Below are 17,308 nucleotides of genomic sequence, written 5' to 3'. Positions count from 1 at the left end.
GGTCCAGAGCAGCGACGGCCTGGGCATTCAACGCCAGCTCGGCTACGACGCGCTCAATCGTCTGGTGCAGACGATCGACAACTACAACGGCACGAACTGACAAGGACGCGGCTATGGATCACATACAGACAGTAAAGGCTTCGTCCGTCACGTCGCACACAAGGACACCGGTAGCGCCACTCACAGGGAAAGAGCACGGAGCGATGGCCATGATGGGAACACGAGGTCGACACAACGGGGTGACGACGGCTCGACGCCGCATGCGCGTGTTCGCCAAGGTAGCGGTGGCGGCGGTGATCGCCGCCTGTATCGCACCGGCGATGGCGCAAACCGCCAACACCACGACCACCTACACTTACGACGCCTTGGATCGCCTGACCGGCGTCACCGATCCCAGCGGCCTTACCACCACCTACCAGTACGACGGCCTCTCCGATCCCACCGCTACTAGCAGTCCCGACACCGGCGTCACCGCCCGCACCTTCGATGCCGCCGGCAACGTGCTCACCGGCACCGATGCCAACGGCAACACGGTCACCTACACCTACGATGCCGACAACCGCCGCCTCGGTGCCAGCTACGCCGATACCACCCAGAACATCACCTACCACTACGACGAGGCCAACAGCGTCACCGGCTGCGGCACCTCCTACCCGATCGGTCACCTGACCCGCATCGTCGAAGCCAGCGTCACCACCGTGTACTGCTACGACGCCCAGGGCCAGGTGATCCAGAAACAACAGATCACCGCCGCCGGCACCGACACCACCGCCTACAGCTACAGCGCCGCCGAGCGCCTAAGCGGCATTACCTACCCCAGCGGCACGCAAGTCACCTATACCCGCGACGGCGATGGCCGCATCCAGACCGTCACCATCACCCCCGCTGGCGGCACCGCCAGCACAGCGGTCAGCAGCGTCACCTACCAACCGTTCGGCCCGGTCAGCGGCTACACCCTGGGCAACGGCCAAACCATCACACGCAGCTACGATGCCAACTACCGGCTGACCGACCTCACCAGTCCCGCCTTCAGCCTGCACGTGGCCCGCGATGCCATGGGCGACATCACCGCCATCGGCAATGCCGCAGGCGCCAACCCGGCCACCGAAACCTACAGCTACGACCCCCTGTACCGCCTGACCCAAATCACCGAAGCCAATGGCAGCGTGCTGGAGAGCGTCACCTACAATCCAACCGGTGACCGCACCAGCAAGACCGGCAGCGGCCTGGCCACCGGTACCTACAGCTACAACCCCAACACGCATCAGCTGATCGCCACCGGCAATGCCGCGCGCACGGTCGATGCCAATGGCAACACCACGGCGATATCCCAAGCCGGCAGCACCTACGGGTTTGGCTACAGCGACCGCAATCGCCTCACGGTGGCCCAGCTCGCCGGCAGCACCATTGCCAACTACACCTACAACGCGCTCAACCAGCGCATCCAGAAAGTCACTGGCACCGTGACCGAACGCTACGACTACAACGAAGGCAGTCAGCTGCTGGCCGAGTACGGCGCGACCAGCCGGGATTACATCTGGATGGGCGGTATCCCGGTGGCGAATGTGGATACCACTGGGACAACCAGCACGGTCGCTTACGTCACGGCCGATCAGCTGGGCACGCCACGAGCGATTGCGGACAGCAATGGCAATACGGAGTGGCAGCTGGCGTATCAGGGCAATGCGTGGAACGAGCAAGCGCCGACGACCAATGGGTACACCTACAACCTGCGATTCCCGGGGCAATACTTCGATCAAGAAACTGGCCTGTTTTACAACGGACATCGCGACTACGACTCGGCGAGTGGGCGGGAAATCGAGAGCGATCCGATGGGCTTATTCGGCAATCAAATAAGCACGTACGACTACGCTCGAAACAATCCGCTGTATTGGATAGACCCTTCAGGACTTGATGTCACGATCACTATTCAACGCCAAGGCTACTCCTCAACCGGAAATAGTATGCAAGGCACAATTACTGTGACGAGCGATCAAACATCGGACACCTATTCAGGTTACACGATGGAGAATGCTCACGCGGGCGACAACGGTGACAAGGGGCCAATACCGGCGGGCACGTACGATGCATTTCTAAGAGCAGACCACAACCCAAATAGATTGGAACTGGAGAATGTTCCGGGCTACCAAAACATCCAGATTCACAACGGCAACTATCCACGCGATTTCAAGGGCTGCTTTGGTGTGGGAAATACGCATAGAACGGATTTTATAGGTGACAGTCAAAATGCATTGAGGTCAATCCTGAACATCGTCAGTGAGGATGGCACGGGTAACATATCTGTAAACGTTCTTCCGCCATCGACACCAAGTTATGTTCCTTTTGATAACAGCTTGCCCGGCCCACCCTTGTAATTGGGATATGCGAATCATGAAAAAGGAAATTAACTGGCTTCTCGTGGCGCTGCTGGTGAATGCAGGTGTTGTGTGCGCCGCTCCAAGTACGCGGGCCTGCCAGGCAAATGCAAGTGCATTTTTAGCTAATCCTGATGAAAGAACCCTGGCGGCACTTGGTCCAAATGTCGGTGATCAGTGCTGGCAGATCATTGGGAAGTCCAACTCAAATCTTAAAAAACTACTCGACAGCGTAAGCAGCGGAAATTACTCAGCTGCTAGCTATCTTGCAAAAAATCTCAAGTCGCTCGATGGTGGAAACTTGGAGGACTCCCTCGTGGCATTGGGCGACTTCTCTGATACTCGCATGACCGACTTGTTGGCTTTTGCAAACAAAGGGCTCATTAGCCCGCATGAGCTAACGGACGCTTTGACCATGCTTCCGTTATCGATGAGCGACAATCAGGCGGCTCAACTATCTGCGATGCAAGCCCGAAGAAGCAAAGTTAACAAGGTCACGCGCTCAGATCTGGTAATTCGAAAGTCCGCCGCACTGAAAGCTATTGACGACTTTATTGGTGAGATTAAGTCATCGCAACATTGACACTAGGCGGGCGAGGTACTGAAATTCTGCTTGCTCTTGCCTGTGCGAGAGCGAGTGCGTACAAAACCGTCTCAAGGAAAAATCATCAGGAATGCGTCTCAGCCTATGCTCACCGTGCTCGCCAACCCGCGCCGTATCTAGGAAAGCCACCGGCGTCGGCGCAGGGGTGCGTCAAGGGTACGGTTCCCCGGGCAATACTTCGACACGGAGACCGGGCTCAACTACAACGTCCATCGTGACTACGACTGGACTACAGGTCGGTATATAGAAAGTGATCCGCTTGGGTTGCGTGCTGGTAAGTTCACGTCAAGAACAGTGTGACCCTCGTGCTTCCCGAGAGCGGTACCAGCGATTGATCATCTAAAAAACGAGGAGTGAGTGGCTACAGGCAAATGGTGTCTGGAAAACCACTGCGTCAATCGCGACCTTGCGGCGTACGCAGGAGTGACGCCAGGGAATCGTCGGAACTGTCCATGGTATTGTCGTCGCCGTCGTCTACGGCGGCATGATCGGCAACTGCCACCCTGTTTTCCAGTTCGAGTGACGTGAGATAGCCGCCGCTGCCATCGAGCTTGTGCGTCGCCTTGGCTACGATCCACTCGTAGGCGGTGATAGCGTCGGGCCAGCCCATGAGCTTCGCCGGCATCTCCGGAAAGATATCCGGACGACCGATGGCCAGATCCAGCGTGAAGGTGGCGGCGCCACGCTTCACCCGCGCCAGTTCAGCCTCGGCGGCGCGCTTGGCGTCCGCTTCGGTGGGGTAATCGCCGCGCAGGATCTTCACGTGTCCATTCGTGCCGGCCAGCGCCAGATGGCCGCGTGCACCATCCATGTCATACCAGCGCGCTCGCACGCCGGTATATGCGCTCCGGTCGATCTCCTGGAAGTGATGACGGTCACCGCTTGCGCGCTGCAATGTCACCGTTGGCAAATCCGTGCCGCTGGTTGTTTTACCGTGACCGATGGGTGCAAAAAGCAGATATCCCTTCTTGACGGTGGCGACCGCATCCCAGTGTTTACCTAGGCGTTTCAACAGCGCCATGTCGCTTTCGGTTTGATCGAGTTGCGATACCGGCTCGCGGGCTAGCGCATCCGACACGTGCGGCGTGAGGTCATGCTCGCCCGCGATCAGGTCCACTGGATAACTATGATTTGCTTGGGCTTGCTCCGGGGCATCACGAATTTCCCCAATCGATATGGCGTGGATTACGCAATCTATCTCGCGATGCCTCGCAGCTCTTTGATGACGCAGTTATTAAGCCCGCGGATCCGCATGGCTGGAGTAAGCCGCACGCTGCTTACAATCGCATAGCGAGACAGGCGTGGAATAGGTTTTGTGAAGCGACGAAAGCCAATGAGCAGCAGGTTTCCAAGGACGTGGCTCAAAATTTCCTTGACTACCTTCGGAGCCATCCTGAAATTGCCCGTTTCAACCAAGAGATAGCTTCTGGTGGACAATTGACAACGCCGAATGAACAGGCGCCACTTCCGGAGGTGCCAACGGCTGCGCAACCATCTGCGACACCAGTTCCGCCTACTGTCCAACCTGTCGAACCAGTTGAACTTCCAGTCATCATTGAGCCGTGATCGGATTTAAAAAGAGACTTTGATGCTCAAAACTCTAGCGGACAACGGCTATTTCTTGGGTGATATCACTCAAGAAGGTCCAGTGACCATCGGCGGGTTATGCGATATAGGCGGTGCGATATCACCCAACAATGGCCTTCCTCTGACTCAGCATGCCGCAATTCGACTCGAAGCGGGAGGATTCTTCGTCCCTGGCTTTGATGTGCCTGTGTTGCACTTCTTGTACTCATGGAAGTGCAATATCTCCAAGGGCGATCTCTCGTATCAATACGTTGGAAATCGCGTGAAAATAATCGATTTTGTTGCAGGTGTTGACGACTTCGAGGGCTTTCCGTACGACAGCTATCCGATAGTTTTTTCAGCCGTGCCGTTTGGACTTAGCCCGATCCAGGATGGCGATAGGCTTCTCATATCTATTTTAAATGACCCCGAAGGGGATGCTGGTTTCAAGTTCGAAAGCAACAGGGCTTCTGAGTTGTCAGTACCAACGCACCAGTTTGGAGGACTGCCTTTTCTTTTGCGGCCGGACATTAACGGCAAGCGCTGCGCGGTATGCAGCCAAGAAATGCCCCTTATTGCGTCAATAGGCAACAAATGTTTTTCTAACGATGGAGGCTTTTTTGGGGATGATTTCGTGCAGCTTGTGTATTTCGCTTGCGGGGCATGCCAGGTCGTTTCTGTAGTAAATCTTGCAGGCTAAACGTTTGGTTTGAACTGCATATTCAACTCGGAAGTGCTGAGGGGAAGCTTGATCTTGGAAGGGGCCAATAGGAGACGATATGAAATATGTAATTTCGATTGCACTTCTAATCGCCACCTTAACCGCTGTGGCGGTAGCACAAGGTCGACTGACATCAGATATGGTACTGGCTCATATTTCATCGGTAGGTTCCAAGCAGGCGTTGAAAGACTACTACGCCAAGCCTCGTTGGAAAGTAATTCAGCAAGGCGTAGCGTCAGGAAGTGACGGTTGGTTGAAGGTCTATGCCTCGCTTGATCCAGTGACAGATGGAGAGGCTGGGGAAGATTTAGGGGTAGCCCTCTCCGACGCTCTCCCTGTGCGTCCCTTTAAGGTGTTGCCAGTGCTCAGCAATAATGGAAAGTACACAGTTGAGCGACTATGCACGTTTACCTTTGAGGTGAAAATTCCTGACGGGGGTATTAATGCGTATTTAAACCGTTTGGAACGTGCACTTGGCAAAGCAAACGGGAAACGGGAACAGACGATGGCGGAATCATGTCGTCGCGGCATCCAGGCAACCCGTGCAGCATTCAAGAATAGCTCCTACTACTGACGAGAAATCTGGACGCACTTTTGATCGTTACTTATTTGAATGTGCAGTATTTTGGTCGCAGATGTCGACACAGGCGGCATGATCAGAACGGTTGCTTACATCACATCATCGTCTACGGCGGCATGGTCGGCCGCCGCCGCCTTGTTTTCCAATTCCAGCGAAGTGAGGTAGCCGCCGTTGCCATCGACCTTGTGCGTGACCTTAGCGACGATCCATTCGTACGCAGTGATGGCATCGGGCCAGCCCATTGCAAGCCCCCGTGCTTTGGCGTCCGTCCCGGCGGTACTCGTATACCCGCCCTCCCGCTTGTAAAAAATCCCATCCGATTGCGACTCACCTGATAGCAAGCCCACGGATCCTGGAACATGCCCACAAGCGACGTACGCTTCCAGCGCCTGCTGGACGACAATCAAGGACGTCTTGAACGGCTGGCCCGCCAATATGCCGATCCGGCCGACTGGCAGGATCTGTTGCAAGACATCCAAGTGCAGCTATGGCTGAGCCTGGACAGTTTCGACGGCCGCGCGCAGTTATCTACTTGGGTTTACCGGGTGGCCTTGAACACCGCCATCAGCCATCGGCGCAAGCCCCGCATGCCATCGGGCGGCGAGGTTCCCGACAGTCTTGGCGATAGCGGTGCAACGCATGATTCGCTGGATGTGCTGCGCGAGTTTCTCGCATCGCTGGGCGGCATCGATCGCGCGCTGTTGCTGATGGATCTGGAAGACATGACGCGCGAGCAGATCGCCGAAGTGTTGGCCCTGAGTGTCGGCGCGGTGGCCGTGCGCATGACTCGCCTGAAACAGCAATTCAGCCAGCGCTACCTGGAGCCCTAACCCATGAGCTGGAAAGATCTTCAAGGTCAGTGGCAGCGCACCGCGGTGACGCCGCTATCCGCCTCCACTGTCGAGGACACCCTTCGCCGCGTGCAGCGGTTGCGGCGACGCATCCTGTGGCGCGACGGCATCGAGACCGTCGTCGCGCTTGCGCTGATGCCGGTCGTCTTCGGCTGGCTACGCGATGCCGTGCATGCGGGCGTGGTGTTGATGGAAGCATCGGCGGCACTGCTCTTTGCATGGTTGTTCTACGTGCCATGGCGGTTGTGGCGTGCGCGGCGCCTGTTGCCGCGCAACGATCCCGGTTTGGCCCCGCAGCGCTATCTGGAACGCCAGAAGCAAGCCCTGCTGGCGCAGGCGCGCATGCTCGAGCAGGTCGCGTGGTGGTACCTCGCGCCCTGCATGCTGGGCATTGCCGGGCTGACCATTGGCAAGCGCGGATGGACGCGGGGCGCGCTGATCTACCTGGGCGTCGTGTTTGTGGTTTACGTCGCCATCGAACGCCTGAACAAACGCGCTGCCAAGCACAATTTTCGCCGCCGCGTGGCTGAGATCGAGGCAACCAGCCGCGAACTGGCCGCATTGGAGGCCACCGACGAAACCACTCATCCTGCCAAGGGAAACCATGATGAACCGTAAGCTGATCGCGACTGTCTTGCTTGCCGCCGCAGGCTCCGCTGGCGCGGCATCGCCAGCGCTTCCTCCACGTGTCGATGCCGCCGCGCAGCAGCGCGTCAACGACGGCGAATATCCGGCCCTGGTGATTGCCGTGGTCGATGGCGATCGGAGTGGTATCTACACCTACGGCAAACTGGCCGATGGCAAGGCCCCGACGGGCGATACTGTGTTTGAGATCGGCTCGGTCACGAAGACCTTTACCGCAACGCTGCTCGCCGAGGCCGTCACGAAAAACGAGCTGCGCCTGGATCAACCGGTTGCAAGCTTATTGCCGGACTTCAAGCTACCTGCGCGTGACGGAAAGCCGATCACGCTAGGCGAGTTGGCGATGCAGAACTCGGGGCTTCCGCGCATGCCCACGAACTTCCATCCCGCGAATATGGACGACCCCTATGCCGACTACGGCCTGGACCAGCTAAAAACCTTTCTCGCGACATACGCGTTACCGCGCGATCCAGGCGCGAAATACGAGTACTCCAACCTTGGTGGGGCGCTGCTCGGCTATGCATTGGGGCGCCATGCAGGAACCCGTTACGACACACTCGTGCAAGAACAAATCTTCACTCCCCTGGGCATGAACAGCACTGCCATCACCAACGACGCCGCGATGCAAAGCCGTCTCGCACAGGGACACGACGCAATAGGCAAGCCCGTCAGCAGTTGGAACCTAAAGCTGTTCGCGGCTGCAGGCGGCATTCGCAGCACGGCTAACGACATGTTGCGTTATTTGAAGGCGAACATGGGATTAACGCCTTCAGCGTTATATCCCGCGATGCAATTGGCGCAGACCGCGCGAACCTCTGGCCCTGGACCGGAGAACAAGATCGGCTTGATCTGGATGACGCAGCATGGCCCCGATGGCGACGTCATCTGGCACAACGGCATGACAGGCGGTTACGCAAGCTTTATCGGATTCACGGCCGACCGCCGACATGGCGTCGTTATCCTTACCAATACGGCAACGGTGGTGGATGATTTAGGTTTTGCGACCCTGCGCGCCGGTTGGCCGCTCGCTGCCGCACACAAGAACATTGCGTTACCCACGCAGGTGCTTGACGAGTATCAAGGGGCGTATCGACTTACCCCCACCATGGTGCTTAATGTGTTCCGCCTGAATAACGAGTTGGTATTGCAAGCAACGGGACAAATCGCGTTGCCGTTCTATGCCAGTGCCAAGGACGAATTTTTCGCCAGCGTGGGCGACATCCGCATCAGCTTCAAACGCGATGCACAAGGCAAGGTGGACAGCCTGATGCTGCACCAGCATGGCGATCACCTCGCGCCGAAATTAAGTGCTCAAGAGGCCGATGCCCTGCGCGGAAACAAGCAAGTAGCCATCGATCCGGGCACGCTTGGCAACTACACGGGGCGCTACCAATTGGCGCCCAATGCCCTCTTTGTTGTCACGGTGCAGAATGGCCAACTGATGGTGAAGCTTGGCGAGCAACCGGCTTTCCCGGTCTACGCCAGTGCACGCGATAAATTCTTTTATCGGGTGGTCGATGCAAAAATCGATTTTGAGCGCGATGCGCATGGCCATGTCGATGCGTTGATCCTGCATCAAAATGGCGCGGACAAGCGCGCTCCCAAGGTCGGTGATTAGGGGCGCCGCAAAATTGCACAAGAAGCGTGGACAATCGGTGTCGATGGCCGATCCCGGACCAGGGTGCGTCATAGTGGCGCTGCATCGCCAACGGCGCCGCGGTTTCATTGACGCGATCCCACGGGAAGAACAATCATTCGGCGACTTCTTCGGGCATCGCCACCATGAAAAGCCGCCTTGGTTTCCCCGTCGTGTTCCTGTTCCTGGCATGCCTCGCTTTGCCGAAAACAAGTCTGGCCACGCAACATGAGATCAAGAGCGGCGGCCTGATCTTCGCGATCGACGATGCAACCGGTGCCTACACGCTCGATGACGGTGCGTTGCATTTTGCGGGCACATTACCGGGCGGTGCGTCGCGCGTGGTCACCTCCGCCACGGACCTGCGCTTCACGCTCGCCGAGGGCATCGAAGCGACCGTCTCTCCTGCGCCGGGCACATCGGGTGCCCTGCTGTTTTCGTGGAAAGCGGTGGGAAGTCACGCCGTAGCGCCGCCAGCATTTCCGGATTTCAACGTAGTGCCTGCCGGATTGCATTCGCTTTCGCATCGGCAAGTGAATTTCGCGCCAGCGGTGTTCGACCAGCCACAGGATGTGTCGACACCCTGGGTTCTTTTTGACCAAAGCGGCCACGCACTCATCCTCTCGCCGGCATCGCATTTCTTCCTCGCGAGCATGCTCGGCGACGCCAGGACGCGTGTCGCGGTCGGATTCAACGCGGAAGTGCAACGCCTGCCTACCGGCTTCACGTCGACGGCACTCGTGGCGGCGGGGCCGGATATCGCCACGACCTACGATGCCTGGGGTAGCGCGTTGCGCGGGTTCTACCATCGCCGCCCCGCCTCCGCGCAGGCCGATCCCATCCTGCGCTCTATCGGTGTACTCACCGATAACGCAGGCGGCCACTACTACTACAACTACGACTATGCCGAAGGCCTCAATTACGAAGAATCGCTGGTGCGATTCATCGAACGCACGCGCAAGGCCGGGTACCCGTTCGGCTATCTGCAGCTCGACAGCTGGTGGTATGCCAAGAGTTCGTGGAACCCGGAGCAGAGGGTCGGCCGGATCAAGAACCCCGCGTTGCCCGACGAGGATTGGAATCGCTACGGCGGCCTGCTCGAATGGAAAGCGCAGCCTGGCGTATTCCCCAAGGGGCTGGCGGAATTCCATGCGCGCGTTCAGTTGCCCTTCCTCGCGCACAACCGCTTCATCGACAAAGACAGCCCGTATCGAAAGCGCTTTGAAATCTCCGGCGCTGCCGCCGTGGACCCGCGCTATTGGAAGGAACTTGCCGACTACGCCGCCCAAAGCGGCATCGCTGTCTATCTCCAGGATTGGCTCGATGCGACCTACAAATTTTCGCCGGCACTGCACAACGTGCCGGGCGAGGGCGAGCGCTTCATGGATGGCATGGCATCGGCGATGGCCGCGCACGGCATCACCATGCAGTACTGCATGGCATATCCCCTGCACATGCTGCAAGGCGTGAAATACCCGAATCTCACGACCATCCGCGCTGCTGGCGATGGCCTGACCCGCGATCGATGGACGCAGCTGGCCTTCAACGCGCGGTTTATCCGTGAGCTGGGCGCGTGGCCGGCGACGGATGTGCTGCCGTCGAAAGATACCGCCGCGATATTGTTCGCGACCCTCTCCGGCGGTCCGGTCGGCGTGGGTGATGCCTTCGAAGATCTCGATCGCACCAACATCTTCAAGGTCGCGCGCGGCGATGGCCAGATCGTCAAACCTGACGAACCGCTCATGCCGCTCGACGCGAGCTATCTGAGCGAGGCGCAGCACACAGGTGCACCGATCATCGCCGCGACCGTTACGCGCCATGGTCAGCATACGACCACCTACCTCCTGGCGTTCGCCGCCGATCCCTCCAAGCCGTCGATGGATTTTTCCGTCACACCGATGGCGCTGGGTTACAGCGGAACCGTCGCCGTGTTCGATCCCATGTCAGAAACACTTGCGCTGGTGGACAGCAAGCAGGCCATCAGCGGAAAACTGACCGGACCTGACGCGTTCGCCTATCGCGTTGTTGCCCCGGTCTCCGCATCGGGTATCGCTGTCATCGGCGACATCGGCAAATTTGTCACGATGGGGCGCAAGCGCGTCGCTTCGTATGAAGACATTACCCACGGCGCGCGGCTGAAACTCGTGTTCGCGGCCAACGATAAAACAGTCACCGTGGCAGGTTACGCGCGAGGCAATGTGGTTGCGCACGCCAACGGTGCAACCATCCTGTCGACCGTACGCGACCCGCATGCGGGGTTGTTCAAGGTGGAGCTGAAATCAAACGCTCCCGGCGCTACCCAAGCGACGTTGACTTTAGATGTCCAGTCGACCGGCATCTCCGCCAACGATCCATCGCCGACATCATCGCTTTGAATCACCCTACTTAGAGAGTGCATGGCCCCAAGTGGCGTGGGGTACGATCGGTCCCGGCGAGGCGGTGTCAACACGCGCGTTGAGCGTTATGCGTTGGTGATCTGAGCTGGTTAACCAAGTGACCGACTTACACCCGGACTCGTTTCATCAATGGTTCGAAGCGGTGTATCGCCGGACGGCGTCCCGCTGCTTCGCGCACGACTTGCAGCAAACCTTCGTTCAGCAAAACGCGAGTGAAGCGCGCTGCGGTCTGTGGCGGAATGCCGGCGCTTCGAGTAAAGCGGCTGTTGCTAAACACCGGGTTCGTAAACAAATAGTCCAAAGCAGCAACAGCGAACTTGGATGCTAACAGGTCGATAAAGCGTGGCTTCATCTCCGCGTAGAAGTCGCTGATACCCTGCGCAGCTTCCAGATTGCGGATTGCTTGCTGTTCAACGCCGTCGAGGAAGAACTCGCACCAGCCATCCCAGTCGTTCTCGTAAGACACTCCTCGCAGACGATCCAGATACTCGTCTTTGTGATCCTCAAAATAACGGCTTATATAAAAGTGCGGCGCCGCAATGGCTTTCCCCTTCCATAGCATCAGGGTAACCAGCATGCGGCCAACGCGACTATTGCCATCCTCAAACGGATGCAACGCTTCGAACTCGGCATGGGCCAGCGCGGTGCGAAGCAGCACGGGCATGGTGTCGTCACCGATGAGTCAGAACAATGCCTCCATGCCACCTGCGAGATGCTCGGGCGCTACCGGCACAAAGCTTACTTTGCGGCTTCCGCGTTCACCGATGTAGTTCTGTTCGTGTTTGTAGGCACCGGGCGACTTGTCGGCACCACGCCCGAAGGAAAGCAATTGCCGATGAATGCTTTTGAGCAGCGATTCGGATAAGGGTTGCCCCTGTTCCAAGCGAGATTGCGCGGTGTTCAGTGCACGCCGATACAGTAGGGTTTCTATAGCGTCAGAGCGGAACTCCAGAGGTGCGCTCGCATTGTCGTCGTCATACCCGGCCTCCAATTGGAGGATCTCGTCCAGGGTGCTGATAATGCTTTCCATGCGAGAGGAAACCACTGCTTCCTGGCCGCGCAAGGGAGTGAGGAAGAGTTCGCTGTTGTGCAGGCTGCCCAGCATCTGGTCATAGCGGGCCAGTGCGGCAGTAGCCTTCAGCAGCCCCGGCATCAAACGAGCCAGGTCCGGCTGGACGGGCGGGGAACTTGCCGAGGTGGTAGCGGACGGCTTGACTGGTGTCTAGGCTCATTGTTGAGTACCTGCGAATATTTAAGCGGCTTGTTGTTAACGACATGGCATATCATTAACAACAAGCAAGTTTGTTGTTCACGCTGTATGGCCAAGGCTGCTTGTCGTCAAGATTCTTGCGCCCATTAAAGACGAGCTGATTTGTCGTCCATCCATAGACGCCTAGATGCCCATTGGGAGGGCATATGTCGTCATCATCAAATTTGTTCGGCGCTGCATTACAGGGATGAACTCAGACGCTCAAGCGAATGAGCTATCACCCCGCGTAACGCAAGGCATCACGAAACAACGTAAAGGCCGGCGAACTCTGACGCCTGCTCGGATAGTAAAGGTGATACCCCGGAAACGACGGGCACCAGTCAGAGAGCACACGTATCAACCGGCCCTTCGCGACATGTGCCTGCACCACGTCTTCGGGCATGCATGCCAGTCCTAGCCCCTTCAGGGCGGCGTCCAGGCGCATGGCAATGTTGTTGAATATCAGTTGGCCTTCGACGCGTACTTTTAGCTCTTCGCCTTTCTTTTCGAACTCCCAGGCGAAGAGGCCGCCATAGGTCGGCAGGCGGATGGTGATGCAGTTGTGCCGAATGAGATCGTGCGGGGTCTTGGGGCGCGTGTGTTTGGCAAAGTAGCTCGGCGATCCCACCACGGCCATCCGGACGTCGGGACCGATGCGCACGGCGATCATGTCTTTGGCGATCTGTTCGCCCAGCCTGACGCCGGCATCGAAGCCCTCGGCCACGATATCGGTCAGGCCATAGTCCACGATGACTTCGACCTGGATGTCCGGATGATCTGGCAGGAGCTTTGCGAGCGCAGGCTGCAGAACGGTGATCGCTGCGTGTTCGCCTGCCGTAATGCGCAGCTTGCCTGCTGGCTTGTCGCGGAATTCGCTGAGTAACGCCAACTCGGTAGTGATCTCTTCGAACCGAGGAGTGATCACTCGCAGCAGACGCTCGCCCGCGTCAGTCGGCGAAACACTTCGTGTCGTGCGTGCTAGCAATCGAACGCCCAGCCGTTCTTCCAGCTGGCGCATGGCCCGGCTTAACGCAGGCTGTGATATGCCGAGCTGGGCCGCTGCACGCGTAAAGCTGCGCTCGCGTGCCACGACCGAGAAAATCGCGAGCTGATCGTAGCTTTCGGTGGACATTTATCCATTCCGGTTATAAACCCTTTCCGATTATGCCATCTAGTGCTGGCAATCCCTGGGCTCTACATTGTTCGCATGGAGGACACTATGAAAACGCGCAAACTCGGCAATAGCCAACTTGAAGTATCTGCCGTCGGCCTGGGCTGCATGGGCTTGAGCCATGGTTACGGGCCTCCCGCAGAGCGGCAGGCGGCGATTTCGCTGATCCGTGCCGCCGTGGATCGAGGCGTAACATTCTTCGATACGGCCGAGGTCTATGGCCCCTATCTCAATGAGGATGTCGTTGGCGAAGCACTCGCTCCGGTACGCGGAAGGGTGGTGATCGCCACCAAGTTCGGTTTCACCTTCGGCGAGGATGGCAAGCAGCAGAACCTCAATAGCCGGCCGGATCACATCCGGGTGGCCGTGGAGGGTTCGCTCAAGCGCCTGCGTACCGACGTGATCGATTTGCTGTACCAGCATCGTGTCGATCCGGAGGTGCCGATCGAGGACGTGGCGGGCACCGTCAAGGATCTGATTGCCGAAGGCAAGGTCAAGCACCTTGGTTTGTCCGAGGCAGGTGCGCAGACGATACGTCGCGCGCACGCGGTGCAGCCGGTGACGGCTCTGCAGAGTGAATACTCGTTGTGGTGGCGCGAGCCCGAGCAGCAAATCCTGCCAACGCTGGAGGAGCTCGGTATCGGCTTCGTGCCTTTCAGTCCGCTGGGCAGGGGCTTTCTCACCGGTGCGATCAGTGCAGACGCGACCTTCGGTAGCGACGATTTCCGCAGCATTGTGCCGCGCTTCTCGCCCGAAGCGTTGCGAGCCAACCAGGCTTTGGTGGATCTGCTCGGTCAGATTGCGAAGGAAAAGGGTGTGACGCCGGCGCAGATCGCGCTTGCCTGGCTACTCGCCCAGAAACCGTGGATCGTGCCGATTCCGGGTACGACCAAGTTGCACCGCCTGGAAGAGAACCTCGGTGCCGTGGCTCTCACCTTGAGTGACGACGACAGGCACAAGCTCGCAAGGCTGCTGGAGAACGTCAAAGTTGAAGGCGACCGCTATCCGCCCGCGTTGCAGGCACGCGTAGGGCGCTGATCCGCGGGAGGCGAACATGACATCCCCACGTGATCCTGCACGGCGAGATGTAATGACAGCACGCGCAAGCCTTCCACGCATCGGTCTTGCAGCGCAAACGAGCAGCAGCGGTGACGTGCAGCGAACGGATTCGCGCACGCTCGTGGCTTACTTCTCGCGCTACGGAAAGACACGCGTCGCCGCCGGCCGGCTGAAACAACAAACGGAGTAATCCATGAAGCATCGCAAACTTGGTAACAGTAATCTGGACGTCTCCGCCCTTGGCCTTGGCTGCATGAGCATGAGTTCGGGCTACGGCCCACCTGCCGACAGACAAGCGATGATCAAGCTCATCCGTGCTGCGTACGATCGCGGTGTCACGCTGTTCGACACGGCCGAAGCATACGGACCCTTCGCGAATGAAGATCTCGTTGGTGAGGCGCTTGCGCCCATTCGCGACGAAGTGATCATCGCCACCAAGTTCGGCTTCGATATCAATCCACGGACCGGTGAACGCGGCAGTGGCACCAACAGCCACCCCGAGCGCATCAGGGTTGCGGTCGAAGGCAGTCTCAAGCGTTTGCGTACCGACCACATCGATCTGCTGTACCAGCACCGCGTCGATCCGCAGGTGCCGATCGAAGACGTGGCCGGTGTCGTCAAGGAGCTGATCGCCGAGGGCAAGGTGAAGCACTTCGGGCTGTCAGAAGCCGGCATCCAGACAATTCGCCGTGCGCACGCGGTGCAACCGGTGGCCGCCGTGCAGAGCGAATACTCGCTCTTTTGGCGCGGGTCCGAAGCAGAGCTATTACCGCTGCTGCAAGAACTCGATATCGGCTTCGTACCGTTCAGTCCGCTGGGCGCCGGGTTTCTGACCGGCAAGATCGATGAAAACACCACGTTCGACCCGACCGATTTTCGCAACATCGTACCTCGCTTCTCGCCCGAAGCACGCCGGACAAATAGGGCGCTGGTGGATGTAATCAAGTCGGTGGCCGAGCGCAAAGGCGCTACATCCGCTCAGATCGCATTGGCCTGGTTGCTGGCGCAAAAGCCATGGATCGTTCCGATCCCGGGGACCACTAAATTGCATCGCCTTGACGAGAACCTCGGGGCTGTCAGTCGTGAACTGAGTGCGGAAGATCTGGCGCAGATCGATACGGAAGTATCCAAGGTCAAGGTAGAAGGCGAACGGCTGCCCGAAGCGGCGTTGAAGATGACCGGACGCTGACACGGGGTGCTTAGAGACGCGCTGCGCTATTTCTCTGTAATTCCCTCAGCTTGATCCATCCGCATGATGAAACCCCAGCCATAACGTCCTCGCATGTCAGGCGTATTGCCAACAATGGCGACGACGATGTCGTTCGCGCCTTTGTGCAGAGGAAGATCGAAGCCGCCGTTCTGCAGGGATAGACGGCCATCGGGTGCTCTGCGGCCACCTTTAACGTTGTAGAGGTTTGTGCCGGCAAATACAGGCTTGCCGTCTGCAAAGACCCAAATCTCGCGCAGCCAGCCTACCGCGACGTGCCGTACCTGTTCGCGATCGGATTGCACCGTGGTGCGCAGCCAGATCACCTGTGGCGGCGCCTGCTTGGTTGTTGGGGCGTGAAACCGGCTCAGGTTGATGAGGCCGCCGTAGTCGGCCCTGACCGGTGACCAGTGGGCATGGGATGACGGCACGTTCGACACGCTGAGATGGTCCGTCGTGTCCATCGAAACGGGATCGGTACCTTGCCATCGGACGAGATAGCGATGATCGCCCGCGGCGGGGTCCACCGGAGCTTTGGGGTCAAGGCCATCCGTTACGCCGGGCGCAAGGGTAAGGTTGGCGTAGTAAGCGGTACCCTCGAAGGCGATCGTTCCCGCGCTGACGTTGCCTTCCAGATGCGTGACGCGTAGCGATGGTTCGGTTCGTCCATTCACGTACACGTTCATGCGTTTGCCCGAAATGACAAGGCGTATGTGATTCCACTCGCCTTCGCGGAAAGGCGCCGACGCTTGATACTGCGGATAGACGTCCCACAACACACGGCCATTGATGATGGGGACGTACTGCAGGCAGTCCTGCGATGCGGGGCAGTCAGGGCTCACCCGGATATAAAGCATGTCGGCATCGGCGCCGTCTTGCTGATGAAAACGAATGCCCGGCATTTCTTCCCCGACGGGCTTGATATCGAACTCGATGGTGCCATTGTCGAAGTGCTTGTCTTTCAGCGCGACAAAGCCTGCCTCACTCTCGGAGGTCACCTGAAGAATGCCGTATGGGAAGGCTTCCCGGGTGATGAAGGTCGCATTGCCGCTTGCCTGCCAGCTGCTGGCCACCAATGGAATCGGCAAGGGCGCGACTGTCGAAGCGAAGGTCGACGCGGCGCCGAAAACACTGAGCGCGCAGACCGCACACATAAGTCTCTTTTGCACGGGTAGTCACCACACGTTGAGTGCGTACAGCCTAGCGGCGTATGCCGCTGACGTCCGGCGAGATGATGCGATGCGGATCGAG

17 protein-coding genes and 1 pseudogene are annotated in these 17,308 nt (G+C 58.4%); 12 read left to right on the top strand and 6 right to left on the bottom strand.

Annotated elements, in window-relative coordinates; genetic code table 11:
- The first annotated feature begins 209 nt into the window (after window positions 1-209).
- From DWU98_RS09955 to DWU98_RS09945, 3 genes and pseudogenes are all read left to right on the top strand, one after another.
- Complete coding sequence (locus DWU98_RS09955; RefSeq protein WP_158545027.1) at window positions 210-2,375, top strand: DUF5675 family protein; 2,166 nt, start codon at window positions 210-212, stop codon at window positions 2,373-2,375.
- A gap of 16 nt (window positions 2,376-2,391) precedes the next feature.
- Window positions 2,392-2,958, top strand: a complete 567-nt coding sequence (locus DWU98_RS09950) for a hypothetical protein (RefSeq protein ID WP_147293283.1) — start codon at window positions 2,392-2,394, stop codon at window positions 2,956-2,958.
- A 177-nt stretch (window positions 2,959-3,135) separates the two neighbouring features.
- Window positions 3,136-3,279, top strand: a pseudogene (locus DWU98_RS09945) (RHS repeat-associated core domain-containing protein); the annotation flags it as partial.
- A 94-nt stretch (window positions 3,280-3,373) separates the two neighbouring features.
- Here the strand turns inward: DWU98_RS09945 and DWU98_RS09940 are convergent.
- Window positions 3,374-4,096, bottom strand: coding sequence for a contractile injection system protein, VgrG/Pvc8 family (locus DWU98_RS09940; RefSeq protein ID WP_158545026.1), 723 nt, complete (start codon window positions 4,094-4,096; stop codon window positions 3,374-3,376).
- 471 nt (window positions 4,097-4,567) lie between these two features.
- Between DWU98_RS09940 and DWU98_RS09935 the strand changes: the two genes are divergently transcribed.
- Window positions 4,568-5,245, top strand: a complete 678-nt coding sequence (locus DWU98_RS09935; protein ID WP_115495382.1) for a hypothetical protein — start codon at window positions 4,568-4,570, stop codon at window positions 5,243-5,245.
- A gap of 79 nt (window positions 5,246-5,324) precedes the next feature.
- Window positions 5,325-5,840 (top strand): hypothetical protein, encoded by a 516-nt coding sequence (locus DWU98_RS09930; protein WP_196239491.1) that lies wholly within the window; start codon window positions 5,325-5,327, stop codon window positions 5,838-5,840.
- A gap of 95 nt (window positions 5,841-5,935) precedes the next feature.
- On the opposite strand, the gene DWU98_RS21950 is transcribed toward DWU98_RS09930, so the two are convergent.
- Window positions 5,936-6,088, bottom strand: a complete 153-nt coding sequence (locus tag DWU98_RS21950; protein ID WP_158545025.1) for a hypothetical protein — start codon at window positions 6,086-6,088, stop codon at window positions 5,936-5,938.
- A gap of 117 nt (window positions 6,089-6,205) precedes the next feature.
- Here DWU98_RS21950 and DWU98_RS09925 point away from each other — a divergent pair, with 117 nt between their 5' ends.
- The 4 genes from DWU98_RS09925 to DWU98_RS09910 all read left to right on the top strand — a co-directional run bounded on the left by DWU98_RS09925 (window position 6,206) and on the right by DWU98_RS09910 (window position 11,350).
- On the top strand, window positions 6,206-6,676 hold the full coding sequence (locus DWU98_RS09925; protein ID WP_115495381.1) for an RNA polymerase sigma factor: 471 nt from the start codon (window positions 6,206-6,208) through the stop codon (window positions 6,674-6,676).
- Window positions 6,677-6,679: 3 nt separating this feature from the next.
- Window positions 6,680-7,315: a hypothetical protein gene (locus DWU98_RS09920; RefSeq protein ID WP_115495380.1), complete on the top strand. Its 636-nt coding sequence runs from the start codon at window positions 6,680-6,682 to the stop codon at window positions 7,313-7,315.
- Window positions 7,305-8,957 (top strand): serine hydrolase, encoded by a 1,653-nt coding sequence (locus DWU98_RS09915; protein ID WP_158545024.1) that lies wholly within the window; start codon window positions 7,305-7,307, stop codon window positions 8,955-8,957. The genes DWU98_RS09920 and DWU98_RS09915 overlap by 11 nt, the downstream gene beginning before the upstream one ends.
- A 164-nt stretch (window positions 8,958-9,121) precedes the next feature.
- Window positions 9,122-11,350: a hypothetical protein gene (locus DWU98_RS09910; RefSeq protein WP_115495378.1), complete on the top strand. Its 2,229-nt coding sequence runs from the start codon at window positions 9,122-9,124 to the stop codon at window positions 11,348-11,350.
- A 127-nt stretch (window positions 11,351-11,477) separates the two neighbouring features.
- On the opposite strand, the gene DWU98_RS22220 is transcribed toward DWU98_RS09910, so the two are convergent.
- The 3 genes from DWU98_RS22220 to DWU98_RS09900 form a co-directional block, all read right to left on the bottom strand.
- Window positions 11,478-12,035: a Fic family protein gene (locus DWU98_RS22220; RefSeq protein WP_230474784.1), complete on the bottom strand. Its 558-nt coding sequence runs from the start codon at window positions 12,033-12,035 to the stop codon at window positions 11,478-11,480.
- Window positions 12,036-12,053: 18 nt separating this feature from the next.
- A complete protein-coding gene (locus DWU98_RS22215) occupies window positions 12,054-12,524 on the bottom strand; it encodes a Fic family protein (RefSeq protein WP_230474783.1) in 471 nt (156 codons plus the stop codon).
- 334 nt (window positions 12,525-12,858) lie between these two features.
- Window positions 12,859-13,752 carry a LysR family transcriptional regulator gene (locus DWU98_RS09900; RefSeq protein WP_115495377.1) on the bottom strand — a complete coding sequence of 298 codons (894 nt, stop codon included), beginning with the start codon at window positions 13,750-13,752 and terminating at the stop codon, window positions 12,859-12,861.
- An 87-nt stretch (window positions 13,753-13,839) separates the two neighbouring features.
- Here DWU98_RS09900 and DWU98_RS09895 point away from each other — a divergent pair, with 87 nt between their 5' ends.
- Genes DWU98_RS09895 through DWU98_RS09890 form a run of 3 tightly spaced genes read left to right on the top strand, consistent with a single transcriptional unit; the run spans window position 13,840 to window position 16,039 of the window.
- Complete coding sequence (locus DWU98_RS09895; RefSeq protein WP_115495376.1) at window positions 13,840-14,829, top strand: aldo/keto reductase; 990 nt, start codon at window positions 13,840-13,842, stop codon at window positions 14,827-14,829.
- A gap of 16 nt (window positions 14,830-14,845) precedes the next feature.
- Entirely contained in the window at window positions 14,846-15,040 is a 195-nt protein-coding gene (locus DWU98_RS21685) for a hypothetical protein (RefSeq protein WP_147293282.1), read from the top strand.
- 3 nt (window positions 15,041-15,043) lie between these two features.
- On the top strand, window positions 15,044-16,039 hold the full coding sequence (locus DWU98_RS09890) for an aldo/keto reductase (RefSeq protein ID WP_115495375.1): 996 nt from the start codon (window positions 15,044-15,046) through the stop codon (window positions 16,037-16,039).
- Window positions 16,040-16,065: 26 nt separating this feature from the next.
- Here DWU98_RS09890 and DWU98_RS09885 read toward each other — a convergent pair whose 3' ends face one another.
- Window positions 16,066-17,226, bottom strand: a complete 1,161-nt coding sequence (locus DWU98_RS09885; protein ID WP_147293281.1) for a 3-keto-alpha-glucoside-1,2-lyase-like domain-containing protein — start codon at window positions 17,224-17,226, stop codon at window positions 16,066-16,068.
- Between the last annotated feature and the right edge of the window lie 82 nt (window positions 17,227-17,308).

The organism is Dyella monticola, from assembly GCF_003363155.1.
GTDB lineage: Bacteria > Pseudomonadota > Gammaproteobacteria > Xanthomonadales > Rhodanobacteraceae > Dyella_B > Dyella_B monticola.
Note: the sequence above shows the minus strand (reverse complement) of the source record. Positions and strands in the feature narration are given on the sequence as shown.